The following is a 23,289-nucleotide window of genomic DNA, read 5'->3' on the forward strand; positions in this document are numbered from 1 at the left end:
GAGGCATCACGCCCGGGGCGACCACCTCGGGCACGTTCGACGCGCACCAGGCGCGAAGGAGATGTGTCAGTGAAGATCACGGTTCGTGTGTGGCGTCAGGACGGCCCCGAGGCCGAGGGCAGGATGGTGCCCTACGAGGTCGACGAGGTCAGCGAGCACATGAGCTTCCTCGAGATGCTCGACGTGCTCAACGAGCGGCTCACCATGCAGGGCGAGGAGCCGATCACCTTCGACCACGACTGCCGCGAGGGCATCTGCGGCAGCTGCGACCTGGTGATCGACGGCGTGCCCCACGGCCCGCAGCAGACCACCACCTGCCAGCTGCACATGCGCAGCTTCTCCGACGGCGACACGATCGACGTCGAGCCCTTCCGGGCCGGCCCGTTCCCGGTCATCAAGGACCTCATGGTCGACCGGAGCGCCTTCGACCGGATCATCCAGGCCGGCGGCTTCATCTCCGCGCCGACCGGGACGGCTCCCGACGCCCACGCCGCACCGATCCCCAAGAACGACGCCGACCACGCCTTCGACGCCGCCACCTGCATCGGCTGCGGCGCGTGCGTGGCGATCTGCCCGAACGGCTCCTCGATGCTCTTCACGGCGGCCAAGGTCACCCACCTGGGCCTCCTGCCGCAGGGCCAGCCGGAGCGCCGCTCGCGGGTCGTCGACATGATCAACCAGCAGGACGCCGAGGGCTTCGGCGGCTGCACCAACATCGGCGACTGCACGGCCGTCTGCCCCAAGGGCATCCCGTTCGAGACCATCAGCCGCCTGAACCGCGACCTGCTCGGCTCGCTGGCCCGCGGGCGCGACTGAGTTGTCTGCCTCCGCTTCGCTGCGGCGCTCATGACGCTCTGATCCGCCGTCTTCCTCCCTCCCGACGAGGCCGCTCGTCCGCTTGCCCGTACAGGTCTTGCGGCGGGCGGCGTCGTCGTCCGGTCGTCCAGACGGCGGCGCGTCACTCGGCGAGGGCCGAGTTCGCGTCGATCTACGCTCGGCGGCGATCCGCCAGTACCGACACCTGCGAGGATTTCGGTCCGCCTCCCGCGCTGTGGCAGACTTGCTCGCTGTTGCCCACGTCCCGCCACCTGCCACAGGGGGAGAGCCGCGTGACGCCGGGCGGCCTGAATCCGAGCACGACACGAGCATGGTGACCTGTGGCACCGGCGAAGGAATGACATGAGCAAGCTGATCGACGAGCTCGACCGCGCCTCGCTGCGCACCGACGTCCCGGTCTTCCGCCCCGGCGACTCCGTCAAGGTGCACGTGAAGGTCGTCGAGGGCAACCGCTCCCGCGTGCAGGTCTTCGCCGGCGTCGTCATCTCCCGCTCCGGCGACGGGCTCCGCGAGTCCTTCACGGTCCGCAAGGTGAGCTTCGGCGTGGGTGTCGAGCGCACCTTCCCGGTGCACTCCCCGATCATCGACAAGGTCGAGATCGACCGCCGCGGCGACGTGCGACGCGCCAAGCTCTACTACCTCCGTGGTCTGCGCGGCAAGGCTGCCAAGATCAAGGAGAAGCGCGACGCCTGAGGCCCACCCGGGCTCGGGCAGGACCCACGGCGTGGCGGGACGGGATCGATGACGAGCACGGAGCCGAAGACCGGACGCGAGGTCCGGGCCCACCACGTCGCGGGCCTGGTGTTCCTCAAGGAGCTCGTGTTCGTCGTCGTCGGCGCGATCATCGTCAGCTCGCTGCTGCGGGCGTTCGTCGGGCAGATGTTCATCATCCCGTCGGACTCGATGCAGAACACCCTGCTGCAGGGTGACCGCGTCGTCGTGCAGAAGATCACCGACTTCCACCGCGGCAACGTGGTGGTGTTCAAGGACCCGGCGGACTGGCTGGGCGACGAGCCGACCGAGGACCCGACGGTCAAGGACCGCATCCTCGAGTTCATCGGCGTCCCGACGGCCAGCTCGCCCGGTCACCTGATCAAGCGGGTGATCGGCATGCCCGGCGACACCGTGGTGTGCTGCGACGACTCGGGCCGGGTGACGGTCAACGGTCAGGCGCTGGACGAGACGTCGTACCTCTACACGGCGCCGGACGGGGTGCAGGTCGCCCCGTCGGACGTGAAGTTCACGGTGGTGGTCCCGCGCGACCGCATCTTCGTCATGGGCGACCACCGCGACCTGAGCGCCGACTCGCGCTGCCACCTCTCCGACGTCTCGACCCAGGGACGCGGGCAGACGGCCTTCGTCCCGGTCTCCGACGTCGTCGGGCCGGCGTTCGCCATCGTGTCGCCGTTCGACCGGGCCACCCGGCTCCGCATCCCGGCGACGTTCGCCGACGTGCCCGCCCCCTCGGAGCCCGCACCCGAGCGGGGCGAGATCGAGCCTGCGGGCGTCAGCTGTTGAGCACGTCCACGGTGGGTCAGCTCGCCGGGGTCCCCGAGCCGGGCAGCATCAGGCTCCGGCGCGACAGCGGCCTGTACGGCTACGAGCGCGCGCTGCACCGGGCCGGGCTCGACCCGGTGGCCGGGGCCGACGAGGCCGGGCGCGGCGCCTGCGCCGGCCCACTCGTCGCCGGAGCGGTGATCCTCGGCGAGACCAAGGCCCGGCGCATCGAGGGGCTGCGGGACTCCAAGCTCCTCACCGTGGCCGCCCGGGAGCGGCTCTACGACGAGATCATCCGTAAGGCCGTCTCCTGGTCGGTCGTCGCCGTGCCCCCCGAGGAGTGCGACCGCCTCGGCATGCACGTCGCCAACCTCGCAGCCCTGCGGCGGGCGCTCGTCCGCCTCGACGTGGCGCCCACGTACGTCCTGACCGACGGCTTCAGCGTCGACGGTCTGGGCGTGCCCGGGCTCGCGGTGTGGAAGGGCGACCGCGTCGCGGCCTGCGTCGCCGCCGCCTCGATCGTCGCCAAGGTCACGCGCGACCGGATCATGGCCGAGCTGCACGGCACCTACCCCGACTACGCCTTCGACGTCCACAAGGGCTACTGCACGCCGCTGCACCAGGAGCGCCTCGACGCGTACGGGCCCTCGCCCACGCACCGGCGCCGGTTCGTCAACGTGCGGCGGGCGGCTAGGGTCGGTGAGGTCCTCGAGCAGGACGACGGGCAGGAGCAGGACGAGCAGGGAGCCAGGGCCTCATGAGCGCGGAAGACCTCGAGCAGTACGAGAGCGACCTGGAGCTCCAGCTCTACCGCGAGTACAAGGACGTCGTCGGCATCTTCACCTACGCCGTCGAGACCGAGCGCCGCTTCTACCTCTGCAACGCCGTCGACCTCAAGGTGCGCACCGAGGGCGGCGACGTCTACTACGAGGTCTCCATGGGCGACGCCTGGGTCTGGGACATGTACCGCCCCGCCCGGTTCGTCAAGAGCGCCAAGGTGCTCACCTTCCGCGACGTCTCCATCGAGGAGATCGCGCACTCCGACCTCCAGGTCCCCAAGAGCGTCACCGGCGGCTGACCCTGGCGCTGCGCCCGTCCCTGCTCCGCCTGACTCGCGCGCCTGAGCGCACCTGCTCGGGGGACTTGCGCCTGCAGCGCAGTGCCGCTCGTCCACAGGTTCTCCTGCCCGACGGCCCGGCCGTCCACAGCACCTCCTCGACACGACCCGTCACGGGCTCTGCCGACCATGCTCCCGCCGGAGGTGAGCCATGGAGCAGGGACGACAGGCGGTCGGGCGGCGCGGGGAGGACCTCGCGGTCGCCGAGCTGCAGCGGCAGGGCATGGAGGTGCTGGCGCGCAACTGGCGCTGCGGCCGGATCGGCGAGGTCGACGTGGTCGCGCTCGACCGCACGGGCGCGGTGCCCACGGTCGTGGTGTGCGAGGTCAAGTGCCGTACGGGGCTGGGGTTCGGGCACCCGCTGGAGGCGATCACGTGGGCCAAGCTGCGCACGCTGCGCCAGCTGGCGGCGGAGTGGGTGCGTGACCACCCGACCGGACCCGTCCGGGTGCGCATCGACGCCATCGGCGTGGTGCTGCGGCCCGGGCACGACGCGCAGCTGACGCACGCGCGCGGGGTGGGCTGATGCTCGCGAGCACGTGGTCGGTCGCCCTCGTCGGCGTGGAGGGCCGGATGGTCCAGGTCGAGGCCGACATCGGCGGCGGGCTGCCGCGCACGGTGCTGGTCGGTCTGCCCGACACCGCGCTGTACCAGTCGCGGGACCGGTGCAAGGCGGCCGTGACCAACTCCGGCCACACCTGGCCGGTCGCGCTGCTGACCATCAACCTGTCGCCGGCGACGCTGCCGAAGGCAGGCAGCCACTACGACCTGGCCATCGCGGCCGCGGTGCTCGCCGCCTCGGGCGTGATCCCCCTGGAGGCGCTCAGCCGGACGGCGCTGCTGGGAGAGCTCGGCCTCGACGGGCGCCTGCGTCCGGTTCCCGGCGTCCTGCCGGCGACGATCGCGGCGGCGAGGGCCGGCTTCACCCGGGTCGTCGTGCCGCTGCGCCAGGCCGCCGAGGCGAGCCTGGTCGACGGCGTCGACGTCCTCGGGCTGGCGTCGCTCAGCCAGCTCGTGGCCGAGCTGCGCGGTGAACCGGTGCCGCTCGTCGACCCGGTCGAGCTCAGCGTGGTCGCTGCGCCTGGCGACCGGCTCGGCGCCCTCGACCTGGCCGACGTCGTCGGCCAGGAGGAGGCCAAGTGGGCGCTGGAGGTCGCGGCCGCCGGGCGGCACCACATGTTCCTGCACGGACCTCCGGGCGCGGGCAAGACGATGCTCGCGTGCCGGCTGCCCGGCCTGCTGCCCGACCTCGAGCCGGTCGACGCGCTCGAGGTGTCGGCGGTGCACTCGCTCGCCGGCTTCGACCTGAGCGGCGGGCTGGTCGCCCGACCGCCGTACGTCGACCCGCACCACTCGGCCAGCGTTGCGAGCATCGTCGGGGGCGGTCCCCGGGTCGCCCGCCCGGGAGCCATCTCGTGCGCCCACCGTGGCGTGCTCTTCCTGGACGAGGCCCCGGAGTTCGCACCGCAGGTCCTCGACGCGCTGCGGACCCCGCTCGAGTCGGGGACGGTGAGCATCGCCCGCAGCGAGCTCAACGCCCGGTTCCCGGCGGCGTTCCAGCTCGTCCTCGCGGCCAACCCCTGCCCGTGCGGCATGGCGGCCACACCCGGCGCCGAGTGCACCTGCGCCCCGGCGTCCGTGCGGCGCTACGCGGAGAAGATCTCCGGGCCGGTGCGCGACCGGGTCGACATCGTCCAGACCTTCCTGCCGCTACGACGCTCGCACCTGAGGGCGGGCTCGGACGGCGAGCCGTCGCTACGGGTCGCCGAGCGGGTGCGGGAGGCGCGGGGGCGGCAGCGGGCCCGCCTGGCCGGGACGCCGTGGAGGACGAACGGCGAGGTCCCCGGTCCGCACCTGCGTCGCCACCTGCCGCCGCCGCACGGCGCGCAGCTGGCCTGGGACGCCCTCGACCGCGGTCGGCTCAGCGCCCGGGGTGTCGACAAGGTGTTCCGCCTGGCCTGGACGGTCGCGGACCTGGCTGGTCGGGACCGGCCGAGCCGGGACGACACCGCGCTCGCGGTGGCCATGCGCCGCGGCGAGCAGCCCGGGACTCTCGCCCGGGAGGTCGGGTGAGCACGGCGGCCGCCGCGCTGGGCGACCGGGACGCCCGCCTCGCTCTCGGGGCCGTCACCGATGCGGGGGAGCCCTCGGTGAGCGCCCTGGTCGCGGCCGTCGGTCCGGCCGCAGCCTGGGAGGCGGTGCTCGAGGGTGGGCTCGGCGAGCTGGTGGCCGCGCGCGCCCGGCACCTCGACCTCGACCAGGAGCGAGAGGCGTACGGCACCTCGGACGCCCGCTTCGTGGTCCCGGGCGACGAGGAGTGGCCCGACCGTCTCGACGACCTCGCCGAGGTCGACGCGGTGCAGCGCCGGGGCGGGGTGCCCTTGGGGCTCTGGCTCCGCGGACCCGGGCACCTGCGGACCCTGGTCGAGCGGTCGGTGGCGGTCGTCGGATCCCGGGCGGCGACCGCGTACGGCAACGGGGTCGCGGCAGACCTGGCGTCCGACCTCGCGGACGCGGGCGTGACCGTCGTCTCCGGCGGAGCCTTCGGTATCGATGCGGCCGCGCACCGCGGCGCCCTCGCCGTCGGTGGCCCGACCGTCGGCGTCGTGGCCAACGGGGTGGACGTGGCCTACCCGCCGGGCAACGCGCGGATCTTCGAGGGGCTCGCCGCGCGGCACCTCGTCGTGTCCGAGCTCCCGCCCGGCTCGCACCCGACCCGGGTCCGGTTCCTCGCGCGCAACCGGCTCATCGCGGCGCTCACGCTCGGCACCGTGGTGGTCGAGGCGGCGCTGCGCTCGGGGGCGCGGAACACCGCCGGCTGGGCCTCCTCGCTCGGGCGCACCCTCATGGCCGTGCCGGGCCCGGTGCACTCGGCGGCGTCGGTGGGCCCGCACCTGATGGTGCGTCAGGGCCAGGCCGTGCTCGTCACCCGCGCCGACGAGGTGCTCGAGCTCGTCTCGGCGGCCGGGGAGCACCTCCTGGGCCACGAGCAGGGGCCGGACCGGCGGACCGACGCCCTCGACGTCGCGCAGCTGGGCGTCTTCGAGGCACTGTCCGCGCGGCGGTGGCGCACGCCGGGCGAGATCGCGTCGACGGCCGGCGTGCGTGTCCCGGTCTGCCTGGCCGCGCTCACCGAGCTCGAGTCGCGCGGCCTGGCGGTCGGCGACGCGCGCGGCTGGCGGGCCACCCCCCGGGGGCCGGCGTGAGGGCCGGGCCCGAGCTACCGGGCGCCGCGCAGGAAGCTCTCGAGCAGCGGGCCGGCCGTGCCGGAGCCCGAGGAGCCGTCCTGGACGTAGACGGCGACGGCGAGGTCGCCCTGCGCCGCGATCATCCAGGCGTGCGTGCGGGGCGGGGTCCGGGCGCCGTACTCCGCGGTCCCGGTCTTGGCGATGACCGCGGGTCCGTCCAGGCGGGCCAGGCGGGCGCCGCTCCCCTCGGTGACGACGCCCCGCATCAGGGACTTCAGGGCGGCGGCCTCGGAGGCGCTGAGCGGCTTCGCGGTGGACGCCGGCTTCTGACCGGCGACGAGCGTGGGCAGCACCGTCCGTCCGCCCTCGACGCTCGCGGCCACGAGCGCCATGGCGAGCGGCGAGACCTGGTCCTTGCCCTGCCCGAAGATCGCCTCGGCGCGGACGTTCGCGTCCCCGCCGGTCGGGACGGAGCCGAAGTAGGCGGGGAAGCCGACGTCGTAGTCGGTGCCCACGCCGAGCGAGGCGGCCGCGCTGCGGAGATCGCTCTTCCCGAGCTCGTCGCGCTGACCGATGAACGCGGTGTTGCACGACTGGGCGAAGGCCGTGGCCAGGTCGATGCGGCCGAGCTTCGAGGCGGGGTAGTCGTCGTAGTTCTCGTACGTCCGCCCGTCGACCGTGACGGTCCTCGGGCAGGAGACCGGCGACGACGGCTTCAGCCCCGCGCGGAGGAGGGCGAGCGCCGACACCACCTTGAAGGTCGACCCGGGCTGGACCTGGCCGGCGTTCGCCACCGGCTGCCCGTCGGTCGCGGCGTTGTTCGCCACCGCCAGCACGGCCCCCGTCGAGGGCCGGACGGCGACGAGGGACGCGGCGCCGTCGTTCTTCGCCAGGGAGCGCTCGGCCAGCTCCTGGAGGCCGACGTTCAGCGTCGTCTCCAGAGGCTTGCCGGCGACCGGGTCGACCTCGAAGAGCGGGGCCTCGGCCGCGGGCGTCGGTTCGGCCGTGGGGTCGCCGCTGGGGTCCTCGCCGGGCTCGGGGCTCGGCGATGCGCTCGCCGCCGTGGCCGCGGCGTGCTCGACCCGGACACCGGGCGTCCCGCGCATCTGCTCGTCGTAGCGCTTCTGCAGACCGCTGAGGCCCACCTGGTCGCCGTCGGTGACGGCACCGTCGGACGCCTCGACGACCTCGGCCGTGGCGTCACCGACCTGCCCGAGCAGCGCCGAGGCGAAGCCGGACGTCGGCGCCAGCATCGCCTCGTCCTGCACGGGCAGGGCGCCGCGGATGGCGAAGACCTCCTTGTTCGTCGGTCGGCGGGAGTCCTTGGCACGGAAGGTGATCGCGGGGACGAAGGCCTGCGGGCCCGCGCGCTCGACGCGCTCGACGTAGGGGTCCGCCGAGATGTCGACGAGCTTGGCGAGGCGTCGCGCCGAGCGCTCCTGGTCCGCCGACGGGAGGTTCGCCTTGTCCAGGCCGATGCGGACGACAGGACGGCTCGTGACCACCGGGTCGCCGTCCTCGCCGAGGAGCTCGCCCCGGTCCGGCTGCAGGCGGCGCTGGGTGAGGCGGTTGCTGCCGTCGAGTCCCGGCTCCAGGAGCGTGGGGGACCAGACCGGCCGCCACGTCCCGTCCTGGCGTCGCAGGGTCACCGTGGTGTCGTAGGTCCAGGGCTGGGCGACCCCGGGGAAGGCCCAGCGGTAGGCGAGGGTGGCGCTCGCCTGGTCGGCGGAACCGTCGACGCCCGTGACCTCGACCTCGGGGTCGACGGTGCCCATCCCGCGGACGAGCGGCTGCAGCTTCGCGTCGGTCTCGGGTCCTGCGGCGTCGGCGAAGGCGACCGGCTTCAGGTCCTTCTTCTCCAGCGCCGCGGCGAGCTGGACGGCCACCTGGCGGGCGGCGTCGGTGCCCGGCGGGGGCGAGGGGGAGGGGCCGCCGCTGCACCCAGCAGCCAGCAGGGCGAGCACGACCAGCCCGACGCCTCTTCGCACCGCCCTTATCCTGCCACCCGGAGGAGGTCGGATGAGGATCTACGCGCAGCGGCGCGGCCAGCTGGCGGGGCAGCTCGTCGGGGACGTCGCGGTCGTCGCCTGGGCCGTGGCCTGGGCCGTGGTCGGGGTGCTCGTCGACGCGTCGGTGGCCGCGCTCGCCGGCCCGGCGAGGGACACGGCCCGCACCGCGCGCGACCTCGCGGGTCAGCTGGGCGAGGCGGCGTCGTCGGCCGGCCAGGTGCCGGGGGTGGGGGAGCAGCTGCGCCGACCCTTCGACGCGGCGTCGGGCAGCCTGGGCGACCTGGTGGCGACCGCGGACGCGCAGGCGGCGAGCATCGAGCGGCTGGCCGCGGTGCTGGGCTGGCTGGTGTTCTTGATCCCGGTCGCCACGGTGCTGCTGGTGTGGCTGCCCCGCCGGGTGCGCTTCGTGCGCCGTGCCCGCGCGGCGCAGCGGTTCATCGACGCGCAGCCCGACCTCGACCTGTTCGCGCTCCGGGCCATGGCCAACCAGCCGATGCACGTGCTCGCGGGCATCAGCGACGACCCCGTGCGTGCCTGGCGCCAGGGCGACCGGCGGGTGATCGACGCGCTCGCCGAGGTCGAGCTGCGCCAGGCCGGGCTCCTGCTGCCCGCACGCCGCTCGTAGCGCTCCCAGCAGGGGCTGCGGCGTCCCAGGCCGTGCCGCACCGGACGGCCGACGGCGTCACACGCGCAGGTCGGCGTACTCCGGGTGCGCGTCGAGGAAGTCCACGGCGAACGGGCAGGAGGGCCGGACCTTCTCGCCGCGACTGCGGACGTCGTCGAGGGCCGCGCCCGTCACGGTGCTCGCGAGACCGCGCCCGCGGAAGGCGGGTTCGGTGCCGGTGTGGGTGAGGGTGAGCACGTCGCCCTGGCGGACGAAGTCCAGCACGGTGACGACCTGGCCGTCGATGCGTCCCTCGTAGCGCGACCGCTCGTCGTCGCGGGTGGTCTGCACGTCGTCGCTCATGCGGCTCCTCCTGGATTCATGACGCCATCCTGCCGCCCGGCCAGGCGCTCGAGCAGCCGGTCGCGCGCCGACGGCCACTCCTCGGCGAGCATCGCGAACTGCACCGTGTCGCGCCAGCTGCCGTCGCGGCGGATCCGGTGGTGGCGAAGGACCCCCTCCCGCTGCGCGCCGAGGCGGGCGATCGCCTGCTGCGAGCGGACGTTGCGGATGTCGGTGTGCCAGACCACGCGCTCGGCCCCGAGGTCCTCGAAGGCCCGTGCGAGCAGGGCCAGCTTGGACTCGGTGTTGACGAACGTCCGCCACCACGGTCGTGCGACCCAGGTGTGGCCGATCGCCAGCGCGCGGACCGCCGGGGCGATCTCGTAGAACGAGGTCGTGCCCACGAAGGTGCCGTCCGCGAGGCGCTGGGCGTACGGCACCCGGTCGGGGTCGGTGAGCGCCGCCGCGACCACCGCGTACGCGGTGCGGAGGTCGACCACCGGTGGCAGCCGCAGGTGGGCGAGGACCTCGTCGCGCTCGGCCGACGTGCCCAGTGCCTCGAGCAGGGCGGGCGCGTCGGTCAGCCGCAGCGCCTCGAGCCGGAGGCGCGGGGTGCGCAGCGGCGGCGCGTCGAACCAGCCGGCGGTCACGAGCCCGCTCCCGCAGGGCCCGGGGAGCGCTGGGCGGCGACGAACAGACGGCGGAAGGGGAGCACGGTGCCGACGCCCGTCGGCGGGTACGCCTCGCGGAGCCGGGCACCGAGGGCCTCGGTGAAGGCGGGTCGCAGGTCCTCGGGCAGGGCGTCGAGGTACGGGCGGGCGCCGGTGCCCTGCAGCCAGCGCAGCACCGGGTCCGGGCCGGTGAGCACGTGCAGGTAGGTCGTCTCCCACGCGTCGACCCGGCAGCCGAGGCCGGCGAGGTCGGCGAGGTAGTCGGCCGGCTCGGCGACGGCCGTACGCGTCACGCCGGCGGGGTGCCCGGCGAACGGCTCCTCCGCCGCGACCGCGCGCAGCGCCCGGTGGCTGGGGGCGTCGTGGTTGCCGGGCACCTGGAAGGCGAGCCACCCGTCCTCGGCGAGGCAGCCGACCAGCCCGGGCAGCAGGCCGCGGTGCCCGGGCACCCACTGCAGCGCCGCGTTGCTCACGACCACGTCCACGGGGTGCGGCGGTCGCCACGCGGGGAGGTCGGCGAGGTCGGCCAGGACGAAGCCGACCCGCGGACCTCGGTGGGGTTCCGCCGCCTCGATCATCGCGCGCGAGGAGTCGACGCCCGTGACCTCGGCGTCCGGCCAGCGTCGGGCGAGGCCGGCGGTCAGCGGGCCGGGCCCGCAGCCCAGGTCCACGACCCGCTCGGGCGCCACGGCGCCCACCCGGGCGAGGAGGTCGGCGAAGGGCCGCGACCGCTCGTCGGCGAAGGCCGAGTAGACCTCGGCGTCCCAGCTCGGCATCCCGCGCCACCTCTCCGAGCCGGGGAGCGGCTCGCCGACCTCGGGCCACGCTACGGCGACCGGTCCGCCATCCGGACGTTACGTCGCCGATGTGTGCATTTCCTCACACGGGGGGCGGCTCCGTCGTACGATCGCGCTCAGGCACACAGTCAGGGGGGCGATGTGTCAACAACTGATTTCGGCATGCCCAGGAATCCGGTTCGTCCGGCACCTGGGGTGGGACGAGTCCCACGCGCGGACGGCACCAGGCCGTCACGCCCGGCCGCTCCGGCAGGCCCGCAGCCGACCGTCACGGTCCGGCCCGGCACCGACCAGGGCCGAGGCAGCCCGACGAGGACCGGTCCGGCCAGGCCGGACCCGACCAGGCCGGACCCGACCAGACCGGACCCGGCCAGACCGGGCGCGACCAGACCTGGTCCGAGCGGGAGACCGTCACGAGCGCCGGTCGCGCCGGTCCTGGAGCCCGCGGCGGCGGCCGGGCGGTCGTCCCTCTCGGTCCTGATCCGGGTCCGGAGCGCCCTGCCCAGCCTGCGGCCGGCGGAGCAGCGCGTGGCCGAGGCGGTGCTCGCCGACCCGGCCGGGGTGAGCGAGCGCTCGATCACCTCGGTCGCCCGGCTCTGCCGGACCTCCGAGACGACGGTGCTGCGTTTCTGCCGGGCGCTCGGCCTGGCCGGCTACCCGGAGCTGCGGATCGCCCTGGCGCGCGCGGCCCAGGGCGAGGAGGACGGCCGGGCGCAGAGCGCGCTGCACGACAGCGCCATCAGCGCGACCGACACACTCGCCGACGTGGTGTCCAAGATCAGCTACGCCGACCAGCGGGCGGTCGCCGACACCGGGGCCGCGGTCGACGTCCTCGCCCTCGGTGTGGCGGTCGAGGCGGTCGCCGGAGCCCGTCGGGTGGACGTCTACGGCGTCGGGGCCAGCGGGCTCGTGGGCCAGGAGCTGCACCTGCGGCTGCAGGGGCTGGGGATCGCGAGCCACGCCTGGGCCGACCCGCACGCGGCGCTGATGTCGGCCTCCGGCCTGGCGCCCGGGGACGTCGCGGTCGGGGTGTCGCACACGGGCACCACGACCGACACGCTCGACGCGCTGCGGCTGGCGCGCTCGCGCGGGGCGACCACGGTGGCGATCACCAACTACGACCGGTCGCCGATCGTCGGGGTCAGCGACGTGGTGCTGACGACGGCCGCGCGTGAGACGACCTTCCGCACGGGGGCGATGTCGAGCCGGGTGTCGCAGCTCGTGCTCGTCGACTGCCTCTTCACCGGGGTGGCGCTGCGGTCCTACGACCGCTCGCTCTCGGCGCTCGAGGCGTCCCGTGCGGTGCTGCGCAGCCGCCACGGCGAGCGCGGGGCCGCCCTCGCGCGTCAGGTCCTGGACGGTCTGGGCGCCTGAGCGTCCGGTCCGACGTGCCACCCGGACGCCCTCGTCGGAGGGCGTCCGGGCTCACGTGCGCCGGTGGTAGGCCTCGCGCCAGGTCGGGACGCTCGGCGCCCGGCGCAGCGGCATCGACGCCTCGGCCGGGGTGCGGTCGGCCTTGACGTTGTTGCAGCGCGTGCAGGCGGCCACCGTGTTCAGCCAGGTGTTCGCCCCGCCGCGCGACTGCGGGACCAGGTGGTCGACGGTGTCGGCGGCGGTGCCGCAGAAGGCGCAGCGGTGCTGGTCGCGCCGCAGGACGCCCCGCTTGGACCAGGTGGGTGCCGCGGCGTAGAGGAACGTCGTCTTGACGTAGCGGATCAGCCGCAGCACCACCGGCCAGGGGTAGGGCCCGATCGAGGCGCCGACCCGGGACTCCTCGACCACCGCGACCTCGCGCACGAGCATCTTGATCGCGTGCTTCACGGAGACGGTGTGCAGCGCGGTGTTGTCGGTGTTCAGCACGATCACCGCGGACACGACCCACCTCCCTCCGCCCCGTGCGCCTCGAAGGGGTCGAGGGCTGCCCTGCTGCGAGCTGGTCACGCGCCCGATCAGGGTGCACGAGGGACGACTTGGCTGTCAGCAGGATTATGAGGCTCGACGCGCCCGGCGGGAAGGAGGCCCGGTGTCGTCCGGACCGCGGACGCTGTCGTCCGGCGGCGAGACGGGCTTGACGATCTCGAACACGTGTTCGAATATAGCCAGGTGTCCGCCGCAGTCGTCGATCCCGTCCCGGACCAGCACCGTACGTCCCGTGCGGCTGGTCCGGCGGCGGCCGGCACCCTGGCGGAGCTGCGGCAGCGCGTGCACCGGATGCAGGGCGGGGCGAGCAGCCGCCGGCTGCCGGGGCTGACGCCCGAGCTCGACCTGGCGACCGGGTCGGCGTACGCCACCGACAGCGCGAGCCTGGCGCTGGCCCTGCTCGCCGGGCCCTCCTCGGCCGGGGAGTGGGTGGGCGTGGTGGGGGCGCCCGACCTGGGCTACGAGGCGGCGGCCGGGCTGGGCGTCGACCTCGAGCGCACGATCGTCGTCCCGCACCCCGGCGAGCACTGGCTGAGCGTCGTCGCCGCGCTGGTCGACGTCGCGTCGGTGGTCCTCGTCCGCCCCGCCGGCCCGGTCGCCGAGCACCCGGCCGAGCGCCTGCGGGCGAGGCTCCGCACCAAGGACGCGGCACTGGTCTGCTGGGGCGAGTGGCCGCGCTGCGCGGCCCGGTTCTCCGTGCGCGAGTCGGCCTGGTCCGGGCTCGGGCGCGGGCACGGCCACCTGTCGGGGCGCCGGATGGTCGTCGAGGTCGGCCGTGCCGGGTCGACCCGGCAGTCGTTCGGTCTGCACCTGCCCGGCCGGGGCGGGGTCGAGCCGGTGGCGGCACCCGCGCCGGTCGCGCGGCGGCCGGTGGCCGTGGGAGCGGCCTGGTGAGCACGCTGCTGACCCTGGACGAGCCCGGCACCCCGGACGTCCCGGGTGGCCCGGCTGTCCCTGACGAGAGCCCGGACGAGAGCCCGGTCGGTGGTGCGCGGCCCGTCCGGACGAGCCAGTCGACGGGGAAGGCGGCCGCGCCCCGGGTGATGGTGGTCTGGTGCCCCGACTGGCCCGTCGTGGCCGCGTCGGCCGAGCTCGGGCTGGCGGTCACCGACCCGGTCGCGGTGATCGAGGCGGGCGAGGTCCACGCGTGCTCGGAGGAGGCGCGCCGCGACGGGGTCCGGCGCGGGATGCGGCGCCGCGACGCCGTCGCGCACTGCCCCGACCTGGTCTGCGTCGACCACAGCCCCGAGCGCGACGTGCGGGCGTTCGAGGCCGTGCTGGCCGCGGTCGAGCAGGTCAGCGCGACGGTCACGCTGATCCGGCCGGGGCTGTGCGCCCTGGGGGTGCCGCGGCGCTTCTACGGCGGCGAGAAGGAGGCCGCGGCGGTCGTGGCCGAGCACCTGGTCGCCGCCGGGGTCTGGGACTGCCGCGCGGGGATCGCCGACGGGATGTTCACCGCCGAGCAGGCCGCCAAGCAGGCCGCGCCGCAGGAGAGCGTCGTGGTGCCCGCCGGCGGGTCGCGCCGCTTCCTGTCCCGGCTCCCGGTCGCGGTCCTCGACGACCTCGAGCAGGTGAGCCTCTTCCGCCGGCTCGGGCTGCGGACGCTGGGCGACCTGGCGGCGCTGCCGGTGCGCGACGTCGCGACGCGCTTCGGCGCCCCCGGCGCCTGGCTCCACCGGTTGGCGCGCGGGGCGGACGGGCGTCCGGCGGTGCCCCGCCAGCCGCCGCGCGAGCTCGACGCCCACGTGGACTTCGCCCCCGGGCTGGAAACGATCGAGCCGATCGCCTTCAGCACCCGACGCACCGCCGAGGCCTTCGTGGCCCGGCTGTCGGAGCACGGGCTGGTGTGCAGCGAGGTGCGCATCGAGGTGAGCGGCGAGCGGGGCTGGCTCGGCTCGCGGGTGTGGGCGCACCCGCGCTGGTTCAACGCCGCCGACCTCGTCGACCGGCTCTACTGGCAGCTGCAGGGCGACCCGGCGCCGGAGCCGGTCGAGACCGTGCGCATCGTCCCCGAGTCGGTGGAGTCGCTGGCCGACCACGGCGAGGGGCTGTGGGGGAGCGCGCCCGACGAGCGGATCGTGCGTGGCGTCGCCCGGCTGCAGGGGATGCTCGGTCCCGAGCAGGTGCTCGTCCCGTCGCTGCAGGGCGGCCGCAGCCCGCGCGACCGCCAGGCCCTGACCCCGTGGGGCGAGCGGGCCGCCGACCACCGGCCCGCCGGGCTGCCCTGGCCGGGCAGCCTCCCGCCGCCGGCGCCGACCCGCGTCCTGCCCGAGCCGCTGCCCGCGGTGGTGCTGTCGGCCGAGGGGATGCCGGTGCGCCTGACCGGGCGGGGTGCCGTCTCCAGCGAGCCCGTGCACGTCCGGGTCGGCCGGCCCGACCGGCCTGCCGGCCGGCGCGCGGCGACGGCTCCGGCGGGTCAGGCCTCCGGCACCGGCACCACCGACCTGCTGGTGGACGCCTGGGCCGGGCCCTGGCCGATCGACGAGCTCTGGTGGGACCCGCAGGCCGCCCGGCAGGTCGCACGCTTCCAGGTCGTCGCGGTCGACGGCACGGCGTGGCTGCTGCTCGTCGAGGACGGCCAGTGGTGGGTGGAGGCGCGCTATGAGTGAGCCCACGCCCGGGCCCACGTCCCCGTCCTGCGACCAGGCGGGCAGGGCCGCCTGATGGGGTGGAGCAACCCGCCGCAGAGCTGGTCCGACCTCGAGCGCGCCCTGTCGGGTCGGCGTCCCAAGCCGTCGACGGCACCACGGCCCGACCCCCGGCGGACGCAGCCGGGCGAGGACCTGCCCTTCGACCCGCCCGACGACGCACCCCACGGCACACCTGACGGCCGGCCGGTCGACCTGGTCCGCCCCAGCGAACCGGCACCGCCGCAGCGCCGTCCGAGCCTCGACCACCCCGGTGACGACAGCGCGCCCGGCTACTCCCACAAGCGGCCTGCGTACAGCGTCCCCGAGGCGCGGCCGGACTCGCCCGACGAGCCGTACGTGCCCTACGCCGAGCTGCACGCGCACAGCGACTTCAGCTTCCTCGACGGGGCGAGCGACCCGGAGTCGCTGATCGAGGAGGCGGCCCGGCTGCGGCTGGACGGGCTGGCGCTCACCGACCACGACGGCTTCTACGCCGCGGCGCGCTTCGCCGAGGCGGCCAAGGCGTACGCGCTCTCCACCGTCTACGGCGCCGAGCTCTCGCTGGGCCTGACCGTGCCCCAGAACGGGGTCGCCGACCCCGAGGGGGAGCACCTGCTGGTGCTGGCGCGCGGGGTCGAGGGCTACCACCGGCTGTCGTCGGCCATCACCGCCGCCCAGCTGCGCGGCGACGAGAAGGGTCGCCCGCTCTACGACCTCGACGAGCTGGCCGAGCGGGCCGACGGACACTGGCTCGTCCTGTCGGGCTGCCGCAAGGGCCCGCTGCGCTCGGCGCTCCACCGCCACGCCGAGGCCGGGCTGCCGACCCGCACCGGGATCGACGCGGCGGGGCGGGCGCTGGACGACCTCGTGCGGAGGTTCGGCCGCGACAACGTAGCGGTGGAGATCAGCGACGCCGGGCTGCCCACCGACTCGACCACCCACGACGTGCTGGCCGGGCTCGCCGCCGAGCGGCGGATGGCGCTGGTGGCGACGCAGAACGTGCACTTCGCGACCCCCGACGAGCGCCGCCTGGCCGCGGCGATGGCCGCGGTCCGGGCGCGGCGCAGCCTGACCGAGATGGACGGCTGGCTGCCGCCGCCGGGGGCGCACCTGCGCTCGGGCCACGAGATGGCGCAGCGCTTCGCCCGCTTCCCCGGCGCGGTGGCGACCTCGGTGCGGCTGGCCGGCGAGTGCGCCTTCGACCTGCAGCAGGCCAAGCCCCGTCTGCCCAAGCAGCGGGTCCCGCCCGGCCACACGCCGGCGACGTGGCTGCGCGAGCTGTGCCGGCGTGGCCTGGAGGAGCGCTACCCGCCCGAGCGCCACGCGGTGGCGCGCGACCGGCTCGAGCGCGAGCTCGCCGTCATCGAGGAGAAGGACTTCCCCGGCTACTTCCTGATCGTCCGCGACATGGTCGCCTTCGCCCGCGAGCAAGGGATCCTCTGCCAGGGCCGCGGCTCGGCGGCCAACTCGGTCGTCTGCTACGTCCTCATGGTCACCGCGGTCGACCCGATCCTCTACGACCTGCCGTTCGAGCGGTTCCTCTCGGTCAACCGCGACGAGGAGCCCGACATCGACGTCGACTTCGACTCCGACCGCCGTGAGGAGGTGATCCAGGAGGTCTACCGCCGCTACGGCCGGCACAACGCGGCGCAGGTCGCCAACGTCATCAGCTACCGCCCCAAGTCGGCGGTGCGCGACATGGCCAAGGCCCTCGGCCACTCGACCGGGCAGCAGGACGCCTGGTCCAAGCAGATCGACTCGTGGGGCACCGTGAACGTCAACGGCCACGCCGAGCAGCACGACCACGACATCCCGACGGCGGTCGTCGACCTGGCCGAGCAGCTGCTCCGCGCTCCGCGCCACCTGGGCATCCACTCCGGGGGCATGGTCCTGACCGAGCGCCCGGTCGGGGAGGTCGTGCCCATCGAGCGCGGTCGCATGGACCAGCGCACGGTGCTGCAGTGGGACAAGGACTCCTGCGCCTGGATGGGCCTGGTCAAGTTCGACTTCCTCGGGCTCGGCATCCTCGCCGCGATCCAGTACACCCTCGACCTCGCCGCCGACCGGGTCGGGGAGCGCTGGGACCTCGACTCGATCCCCAAGGAGGAGCAGGGGGTCTACGACATGCTCTGCCGGGCCGACTCGATCGGGGTGTTCCAGGTCGAGAGCCGGGCCCAGATCGGCACGCTGCCCCGTCTGCAGCCGCGGCGCTTCTACGACCTCGTCGTCGAGATCGGGCTGATCAGGCCGGGCCCGATCCAGGGCGGCGCCGTGCACCCCTACATCCGGCGGGCGACGGGCAAGGAGGAGATCACCTACCTGCACCCGGCGCTCAAGCCGGTGCTCGAGCGCACCAAGGGCATCCCACTCTTCCAGGAGCAGCTGATGCAGATCGCCATGACCGTGGGCGGCTGCACCGGCGACGACGCCGACCTCCTGCGGCGGGCGATGGGCTCCAAGCGCGGGGTGGAGAAGATCGAGCGGCTGCGCACGACGCTGTACGAGGGGATGGCCTTGCACGGCATCGTCGGCGACCTGGCCGACGACATCTACGCGCGGATCCAGGCCTTCGCGAACTTCGGCTTCGCCGAGAGCCACTCGATCAGCTTCGGGCTGCTGGTCTACGCCTCGTCCTGGCTCAAGCTGCACTACCCGGGCGCGTTCCTGGCCGGGCTGCTGCGGGCGCAGCCGATGGGCTTCTACTCCTCGCAGTCGCTGGTCGCCGACGCCCGGCGCCACGGGGTGCAGGTGCGCCGGCCCGACATCGTCCGCTCCGACGTCGACGCCGACCTCGAGGTGCTCGAGGACGGCGGGACCCCGCCCCATGGCGCCCAGGGCGACCCCGGAGAGGGACCGTGGGCCGGACCGCCGACGGGACGGGTGACGGCCATGGCCACGGGGATGGCCTCGTGCACGCTGCGCGACCAGCCACCGGTCGGGCCGTGGGTGCCCGGCAGCCCGGACCGGACGCACGAGCACCGGCGCGACGGGAGGTTCGCGGTGCGCCTCGGGCTGAGCGAGGTGCAGGGCATCGGGCGGGCCCAGGCCCAGCGCATCGTCGACGCCCGTGCCGACGGCCCGTTCACGAGCATCAACGACGTCGTCCGCCGCACGGGGCTCAGCGTCGCCCAGACCGAGGCGCTGGCCACGGCGGGTGCGTTCGACTCCTTCGGGCTGTCGCGGCGCCAGGCCCTGTGGAACGCCGGGTACGCCGACAGCGCCGACACCCTGCCCGGCACGGCGGTCGACGCGGCGCCGCCCGAGCTGCCGGGGATGAGCGCCGCGGAGCTGACCCTGGCCGACCTGTGGGCCACCCAGATCAGCCCCGACGACCACCCGGTCTCGCACCTGCGGCCGGTGCTGGACGAGCACGGGGTCCTCGCGGTGAGCACGCTCGGCAAGGGCCACGACCGCACCCGCGTCCGGGTGGCCGGGCTGGTCACCCACCGGCAGCGGCCCTCGACCGCGGGCGGGGTGACGTTCCTCAACCTGGAGGACGAGACGGGCATGCTGAACATCGTCTGCTCGCGCCCGATGTGGCAGCGCTTCGTGCGGGTCGGGCGGCGGACGAACGCCCTGCTGGTCCGCGGCACCGTCGAGCACGTCGACGGCGTGACCAACCTGGTCGCGGACCGCCTGGAGCCGCTCAGCGCGCTGTTCCCCAAGGAGACGACGGCCGCGATCCCGCAGAGCTACCGGTCGCGGGACTTCCGGTGAGGCAGGTACGCGTACGCCGGATCGCGCCCGACCGGCGCACCGCCCGCGGCTCCGGAGGCCGCCCCGTCAGTGCCCGGACTGCGACCAGGGCCCGACGTAGGTCGAGCCGGGGTCGAGCGGGGGCGGCGGGCCGAAGCCCGACCCGGGCATCGGGTGGAAGCCCGCGCCGAGGGCCGGGTCCGGGGCGGTGGGTGCGTACGCGCGCTGCAGCCCGGCGCGCGAGGCCCAGAACCACAGGGCAGCGGCGCTGAGCAGCAGGATGACGCCCGGCAGGAGCACCGAAGGGCCGGCGCTGCCCGCGCCGCGGTCGAAGACCGTCGAGGTGTCCTGCTGCAGCAGGACGAGGCTGCCGAAGGCCACGAGGTTGTTGAAGGTGTGCAGCAGCACCGCGAGCTCCAGCCCGCCCGTGCGCCAGGTGACGAGCGACAGCACCACGGCGAAGGCGAAGTAGAAGGCGATCAGCCACGGGTCGCCGGCGCCGTGGGCGAGGGTGAAGACCGCGCCGGAGAGCAGCGTGCCGACCAGCAGCGCGAGCCGCGGTGAGGCGAACCACGACCCTGCCCCACGCGTGATGAGCCCGCGCGCGCCGTACTCCTCACCGGCGGCCTGCAGCGGGGTGGTGAGCAGGACGATCAGCCCGAGGGCGATGTAGGTCCCGCTCGGCACCTGGACGTCCTCGGGCGCGAAGACCAGGGTGGTGACGAGGTAGAGGACCCAGAAGGGGAGCGCGACCAACGCGCCACGGCCGAGGACGCGCCAGCGGAAGCGGCCGGTCACCGAGTGCAGCCACCGCCCGCGCTGCCCGAAGAACGCGCGCTGCAGCAGCATGCTGAGCGGGATGCACGCGGCGTTGGTCAGGTTCACCGCGATGAGCAGCGTCGGCGTCAGGGCCAGCTTCATGGCCAGCAGGTCCTCGACCGAGGTGGCCCCGCGGGCGACGTCGACCGCCAGCGCGCCGCCCTGCAGCACCGCGCTGATCAGCAGGTAGGCCGCCACGAAGCAGACGATCATCAGCACCCCGCGACCCCGGGTCGCGCGGGGCGTGCGCAGCATCTGCGGGTAGGAGACGGGCTCCAGCGGCATCGGGTCGGGCTGCGGTCGCAGCGGGGCGGGCACGGGCAGCGCCGTCATGGTCGTCCTCCAGGTGGTGCCGGTCGTCGCCGGGCACCCAGTCTGCCCGCCGCCCAGGACGGCGAGGCCCGCGCGACGCTCCGCGCGTGCCCGGACCGAGATCCTGAGACGCCTGCCGGGAAAACTCAGTAACAGAGAGGTCACGGCGGACGAGATCGCGTACGGACGGCGCGGTCGTCCGGTGCGCGGGGGCACACGAGCCACTCTCTCCGGCTGCTGAAGCGGCCTCTCACCGAGGAGTCACCCATGGCCCAGGCCCGTTTCTCGCCCCTTCCCGGGCGTGTGCTGCGACGTCAGGGGCTCGTGGTGCTCCAGTCGCATCACGAGAATGTCTCGGCGAACCCCTGGACCTCTCAGGCAGATCACGGCAGGATCACGGCCGTGACTCGTGGAAGCGTCAACCACCGCCGGCTGCGGGCCTCGCTGGTCAGCGCCTCGCTGCTCGCCTCCGTCGCCCTGGCCGGCGCCCTGCCGCTCGGCACGACGACGCAGGCGCAGGCCGCGCCGGTGGCGGCGAGCGCCGAGGTGGCCTCGGCCCCGCTGCGCGTCGCCAGCTACAACATCCGCAACGCGAACACGTACCAGAAGCACAAGAACGAGAAGCGGTGGGTCGACCGCCGCGCGGCCGTCGTGGCCGGCATCAAGGGCCAGGACCTGGACGTCCTCGGGGTCCAGGAGGCCAGCCAGGGCCTGCTGTCCGACGCCACGTCGCAGCGCAACCGGACCAGCCAGTTCGACGACCTCGTCGCCCGTCTCGGCGGCGGCTGGAAGGTCACCAACGACCGCCACTACAACTGCGTGAACACCGACTCGCCGAACCGCTGCACCAAGGTCGACCAGGGCGCCTCGGGCGGCACGCGCATCCTCTACGACAGCACCCGCGTCGAGCTCCTCGCGCAGGGCTCGGAGCTCCTGCCGCTGCCCAAGGGCGAGCCGGAGAAGTACACCGCGTGGGCCCAGCTGCGCCAGCGCAGCACCGGCAAGCGCTTCATGGTCGCGAACCTGCACACCGTGGGCACCGACGCCCAGTACGCCTACCGCACCAAGCAGGCCAAGGTCGCCCTGGCCGCGCTGAAGGAGCACAACCCGGGCGGGCTGCCGATGATCGCGCTCGGCGACTGGAACTCCAGCCGCTTCGAGAAGCCGAGCAACGGCCCGTACGACGTCTTCGTCAAGGCCGGCTTCGTCGACCCGCTGGGGCAGAAGTACCGCTCGACCTCGGCCGTGAAGCCGACGGCGGAGAAGCGGGTCCGCGCCTGGATCAACAGCTCGAACCCCAGCTGGAGCCGCACGGCGCCGAACCACAAGAGCTGGGGCCAGGGCAGCTACATCGACTACATCCTGACCACCAAGATGCGGGTCAGCGAGTGGGAGACGGTCGCCCGCCTGGACAAGAAGGGCAAGTTCGTCGGGGTGATCCCGTCCGACCACAACATGGTCCGCGCGACCGTCTGGCTTCCCTGACCCCAGCTTGACCTGGCCCGCGTCGCGGGCCGGCCTCAGCGCCGACGGTGGCCAACGAGCGCGACGACCGCGGCGGCCAGCATCCCGATCGCGGCCCCCCCGTAGGACCAGGCGGGGCCGGCGGCGTCGATGACCACCCCGGCCACGGCGGTGCCGAGGGCCGCGCCGGTCGTGTTCGAGGCGGACAGGAAGGCCTGGGCCTCGTTGAGCCGTCCCGGCGGTACGAGCTGGTCGAGCAGGGCCTGCTGCATGATCAGGGTGGGGGCGATGGTGAGGCCGGTGAGGAAGAGCACCGGCAGCAGCACCACCAGCGTCGTCACCCCCGAGGACAGCAGCAGCGCGAGGGTGGTGAGCAGGACCCCGAAGAGGGCGAGCAGCGCCGGCACCGCACGTCGCTCGCTGACCCCCCAGTGGCGGGCGCCGTACGCGAGCCCGCCGATGGTGCTGCCGCCGGCGATCGCGGCGAAGAGGATGCCGACGCGGTCGGTGCTGCCGAGCGCGAGGTCGGCGGTCGCGGCCATCGAGGTGTCGAGCTGGCCGAAGCCGATGCTGAGGACGAGCATCACCAGCAGCACGGCGGGGACGCCGGCGGCGGTCAGGGCGGTCCGCGGACCTGCCTGGTCCGTGTCGGGGTCGTGGCCGGCCGCGAGCCGCTGCGTCCGCGCGTCCGCCCGGCGGGCCACCCCGGTCAGGCAGTAGCCGACCCCGCCGGCCACGAGCAGGCCGGCGGTGACCAGGAGCGGGAGCGGCCCGATGCCGGGCAGCAGCAGGCTCGACAGGAACAGCGGCCCGAGCACGAAGGTCAGCTCGACCGACACCCCGTCGAGCGCGAAGGCGACCCGGCGTGACCCGGCGTCGGGCAGCGCGATGCGAAAGCTCGAGCGCAGCGCCGGCCCGATCGCCGGGTAGGCGAGCCCGACCCCGGCCGCGAGCAGCATGAGGACGTGCTCACCGGCGCCGCGCGTCGTGGCGAGGGTGAGCGCGACGAGCAGCCCGGCGCTGGCGAGGCTGGTGGGCAGCAGCACCCGCAGCTGCCCGAGGCGGTCCATGAGCCGGCCCCACAGCGGCGTGCCGAGCGCGGCGCCGACCGCGTACGCGCCGCTGACCAGCCCGGCGAGGGCGTACGTGTGGCGCTCGGCCTCGACGAGGATCAGGATCCCGAGCGGGATCATCGACAGCGTCAGACGGGCGAGCGTGGCGAAGAGGAAGGGCCCGGCGGCCGGACCGTGGCGCAGCAGCCGCCCGTAGGCCTTGAGCCCGGTGCCCAGCCGGACCTCGGCGGCGGGCTGCGGGGCCACGGGCGTGCGCACGGTTCTCCAGAGAAGGTCGAGGGCGGTCCGGGCAGCGTGCCCGGTCCCGCGCGAC

At 74.6% G+C, this 23,289-nt stretch carries 21 protein-coding genes; 14 read left to right on the plus strand and 7 right to left on the minus strand.

The window, feature by feature from the left end; all coding sequences use genetic code 11:
• Positions 1–69 precede the first annotated feature (69 nt).
• The 8 genes from BLU42_RS04425 (at position 70) to dprA (ending at position 6,657) form a co-directional block, all read left to right on the plus strand.
• Positions 70–816: a succinate dehydrogenase/fumarate reductase iron-sulfur subunit gene (locus BLU42_RS04425; protein ID WP_091073428.1), complete on the plus strand. Its 747-nt coding sequence runs from the start codon at positions 70–72 to the stop codon at positions 814–816.
• Between the two features lie 363 nt (positions 817–1,179).
• Positions 1,180–1,530 carry a 50S ribosomal protein L19 gene (gene rplS / locus BLU42_RS04430; RefSeq protein ID WP_091073429.1) on the plus strand — a complete coding sequence of 117 codons (351 nt, stop codon included), beginning with the start codon at positions 1,180–1,182 and terminating at the stop codon, positions 1,528–1,530.
• A 48-nt stretch (positions 1,531–1,578) separates the two neighbouring features.
• On the plus strand, positions 1,579–2,355 hold the full coding sequence (lepB, locus tag BLU42_RS04435) for a signal peptidase I (RefSeq protein ID WP_091073430.1): 777 nt from the start codon (positions 1,579–1,581) through the stop codon (positions 2,353–2,355).
• Positions 2,352–3,095 carry a ribonuclease HII gene (locus BLU42_RS04440; protein WP_231918434.1) on the plus strand — a complete coding sequence of 248 codons (744 nt, stop codon included), beginning with the start codon at positions 2,352–2,354 and terminating at the stop codon, positions 3,093–3,095. Before lepB ends, BLU42_RS04440 begins: the two co-directional genes overlap by 4 nt.
• Positions 3,092–3,412 (plus strand): DUF2469 domain-containing protein, encoded by a 321-nt coding sequence (locus BLU42_RS04445; protein WP_091073432.1) that lies wholly within the window; start codon positions 3,092–3,094, stop codon positions 3,410–3,412. The genes BLU42_RS04440 and BLU42_RS04445 overlap by 4 nt, the downstream gene beginning before the upstream one ends.
• A gap of 190 nt (positions 3,413–3,602) precedes the next feature.
• The gene (locus BLU42_RS04450) at positions 3,603–3,977 is read left to right on the plus strand and encodes a YraN family protein (RefSeq protein ID WP_091073433.1); all 375 of its coding nucleotides are present in this window, start codon (positions 3,603–3,605) and stop codon (positions 3,975–3,977) included.
• Complete coding sequence (locus BLU42_RS04455; protein ID WP_091073434.1) at positions 3,974–5,524, plus strand: YifB family Mg chelatase-like AAA ATPase; 1,551 nt, start codon at positions 3,974–3,976, stop codon at positions 5,522–5,524. Before BLU42_RS04450 ends, BLU42_RS04455 begins: the two co-directional genes overlap by 4 nt.
• A complete protein-coding gene (dprA, locus tag BLU42_RS04460; RefSeq protein ID WP_231918435.1) occupies positions 5,521–6,657 on the plus strand; it encodes a DNA-processing protein DprA in 1,137 nt (378 codons plus the stop codon). The genes BLU42_RS04455 and dprA overlap by 4 nt, the downstream gene beginning before the upstream one ends.
• Before the next feature lie 14 nt (positions 6,658–6,671).
• Here dprA and BLU42_RS04465 read toward each other — a convergent pair whose 3' ends face one another.
• Entirely contained in the window at positions 6,672–8,627 is a 1,956-nt protein-coding gene (locus tag BLU42_RS04465; protein WP_197680613.1) for a penicillin-binding transpeptidase domain-containing protein, read from the minus strand.
• A gap of 31 nt (positions 8,628–8,658) precedes the next feature.
• Between BLU42_RS04465 and BLU42_RS04470 the strand changes: the two genes are divergently transcribed.
• Positions 8,659–9,273, plus strand: a complete 615-nt coding sequence (locus BLU42_RS04470) for a hypothetical protein (RefSeq protein WP_091073435.1) — start codon at positions 8,659–8,661, stop codon at positions 9,271–9,273.
• A 57-nt stretch (positions 9,274–9,330) separates the two neighbouring features.
• On the opposite strand, the gene BLU42_RS04475 is transcribed toward BLU42_RS04470, so the two are convergent.
• From BLU42_RS04475 to BLU42_RS04485, 3 genes are read right to left on the minus strand one after another with little or no spacing between them, the layout of a single operon-like run.
• Positions 9,331–9,615 (minus strand): GNAT family N-acetyltransferase, encoded by a 285-nt coding sequence (locus BLU42_RS04475; RefSeq protein ID WP_091073436.1) that lies wholly within the window; start codon positions 9,613–9,615, stop codon positions 9,331–9,333.
• Positions 9,612–10,244, minus strand: coding sequence for a GNAT family N-acetyltransferase (locus BLU42_RS04480; RefSeq protein WP_091073437.1), 633 nt, complete (start codon positions 10,242–10,244; stop codon positions 9,612–9,614). Before BLU42_RS04480 ends, BLU42_RS04475 begins: the two co-directional genes overlap by 4 nt.
• Positions 10,241–11,041 (minus strand): methyltransferase domain-containing protein, encoded by an 801-nt coding sequence (locus BLU42_RS04485; RefSeq protein WP_091073438.1) that lies wholly within the window; start codon positions 11,039–11,041, stop codon positions 10,241–10,243. The genes BLU42_RS04480 and BLU42_RS04485 overlap by 4 nt, the downstream gene beginning before the upstream one ends.
• 501 nt (positions 11,042–11,542) lie before the next feature.
• Between BLU42_RS04485 and BLU42_RS04490 the strand changes: the two genes are divergently transcribed.
• Positions 11,543–12,436 carry a MurR/RpiR family transcriptional regulator gene (locus BLU42_RS04490; RefSeq protein WP_269458029.1) on the plus strand — a complete coding sequence of 298 codons (894 nt, stop codon included), beginning with the start codon at positions 11,543–11,545 and terminating at the stop codon, positions 12,434–12,436.
• Positions 12,437–12,487: 51 nt separating this feature from the next.
• On the opposite strand, the gene BLU42_RS04495 is transcribed toward BLU42_RS04490, so the two are convergent.
• Entirely contained in the window at positions 12,488–12,937 is a 450-nt protein-coding gene (locus tag BLU42_RS04495; RefSeq protein WP_091073440.1) for an HNH endonuclease, read from the minus strand.
• Positions 12,938–13,165: 228 nt separating this feature from the next.
• Here BLU42_RS04495 and BLU42_RS04500 point away from each other — a divergent pair, with 228 nt between their 5' ends.
• Genes BLU42_RS04500 through BLU42_RS04510 form a run of 3 tightly spaced genes read left to right on the plus strand, consistent with a single transcriptional unit; the run spans position 13,166 to position 19,329 of the window.
• Positions 13,166–13,876 (plus strand): hypothetical protein, encoded by a 711-nt coding sequence (locus tag BLU42_RS04500; protein ID WP_091073441.1) that lies wholly within the window; start codon positions 13,166–13,168, stop codon positions 13,874–13,876.
• Positions 13,873–15,591 carry a Y-family DNA polymerase gene (locus BLU42_RS04505; protein ID WP_231918437.1) on the plus strand — a complete coding sequence of 573 codons (1,719 nt, stop codon included), beginning with the start codon at positions 13,873–13,875 and terminating at the stop codon, positions 15,589–15,591. Before BLU42_RS04500 ends, BLU42_RS04505 begins: the two co-directional genes overlap by 4 nt.
• 54 nt (positions 15,592–15,645) lie before the next feature.
• The gene (locus tag BLU42_RS04510) at positions 15,646–19,329 is read left to right on the plus strand and encodes an error-prone DNA polymerase (RefSeq protein ID WP_091073442.1); all 3,684 of its coding nucleotides are present in this window, start codon (positions 15,646–15,648) and stop codon (positions 19,327–19,329) included.
• Between the two features lie 66 nt (positions 19,330–19,395).
• On the opposite strand, the gene BLU42_RS04515 is transcribed toward BLU42_RS04510, so the two are convergent.
• Positions 19,396–20,460 (minus strand): CPBP family intramembrane glutamic endopeptidase, encoded by a 1,065-nt coding sequence (locus BLU42_RS04515; RefSeq protein WP_091073443.1) that lies wholly within the window; start codon positions 20,458–20,460, stop codon positions 19,396–19,398.
• A 381-nt stretch (positions 20,461–20,841) separates the two neighbouring features.
• Between BLU42_RS04515 and BLU42_RS04520 the strand changes: the two genes are divergently transcribed.
• Positions 20,842–21,924, plus strand: a complete 1,083-nt coding sequence (locus BLU42_RS04520; protein ID WP_157719765.1) for an endonuclease/exonuclease/phosphatase family protein — start codon at positions 20,842–20,844, stop codon at positions 21,922–21,924.
• 35 nt (positions 21,925–21,959) lie between these two features.
• On the opposite strand, the gene BLU42_RS04525 is transcribed toward BLU42_RS04520, so the two are convergent.
• Positions 21,960–23,234 carry an MFS transporter gene (locus BLU42_RS04525; protein WP_172825750.1) on the minus strand — a complete coding sequence of 425 codons (1,275 nt, stop codon included), beginning with the start codon at positions 23,232–23,234 and terminating at the stop codon, positions 21,960–21,962.
• Between the last annotated feature and the right edge of the window lie 55 nt (positions 23,235–23,289).

Origin of the sequence: Microlunatus sagamiharensis (genome assembly GCF_900105785.1) — a bacterium.
GTDB lineage: Bacteria > Actinomycetota > Actinomycetes > Propionibacteriales > Propionibacteriaceae > Microlunatus > Microlunatus sagamiharensis.